The organism is Streptomyces sp. adm13(2018), from assembly GCF_008042145.1.
Taxonomy (GTDB): domain Bacteria; phylum Actinomycetota; class Actinomycetes; order Streptomycetales; family Streptomycetaceae; genus Streptomyces.
Genome location: NZ_RDBH01000228.1, coordinates 1 through 855, shown reverse-complemented (window position 1 = coordinate 855; position 855 = coordinate 1). Strand labels below are relative to the sequence as shown.

General features: G+C 76.6%; 1 pseudogene. It reads right to left on the bottom strand.

Features of this window, described 5'->3' with window-relative positions:
- Positions 1 to 855, bottom strand: a pseudogene (locus EAO70_RS38365) (helix-turn-helix transcriptional regulator); the annotation flags it as partial.

The window sequence follows — 855 nt, the reverse complement described above, 5'->3', positions numbered from 1 at the left end:
GGGTGGGCCGGGTCGGCGCGGGGGTCGCCGCCGGTCGCGCGGCCGCCGTCGTGGAACCGTACCTGCGCGACCGCCTCGCGGAGTCGGGCCGCGGCGGTGGGGCCGAGCGTGCCCGCGGTCTCCCGCCGCGCCTGCTCCAGGACCTCCATCGCGCCCGCGGTGTCGTCCAGGCGCAGCCGGAGGTAGGCGAGCCGCAGGGCGTGCCGGAACCTTTCGGCGGGCGCGGTGACGGTGGAGGAGTGGGCGGTGAGGGCGCGGGCGGCGGCGGGCAGGTCGAGGCCGCTGAGCGCCTGGATCCGCAGGGCCTCCGCCCGGCGCTCGTGCCCCTCGGGCACGCCGTGCAGGACGGCCTTCTCGATGAGCCGGCGGGCGCCCGCCGGGTCGTGCTCGACCACGCCCTGGGCCACCTCCATGAGCAGCTGCGCCATCCAGGGTTCGTCCAGGCGGTGGGAGCGCAGCAGGTGCGCGGCCACGTCCTCGCTCGGGTCGCCGCGGTACCGCATCCTGCGGGCGGCGAGCCGGTGCAGCTCGGCGCGTTCGGCGCAGGGGATGTCCTGGTAGAGCAGTCCGGCGAGGAGGGGGTGGCGGAACTTCATGTCGTGCGGACAGAGGAGTCCCGACTCGGTGAGTCTGCTGATACATCGACACGCGTCCTCGGTGGGGACGCCGCAGAGGTCCGCGAGGAGGGCGGCGTCCACCGGACCGCGCAGGATGCTGGCGGCGCGGGCGATGTCGAGTCCGTGCGGGTCGATCCGCCGGAGCATGCACAGGATGCGCTCCTTGACGGCCTGGAGTCCCAGGCGCTCGTCCGGCGGGGCGCCCGGGGCGCGGCCGGCGCGTCCCTCGGCCGGGTGC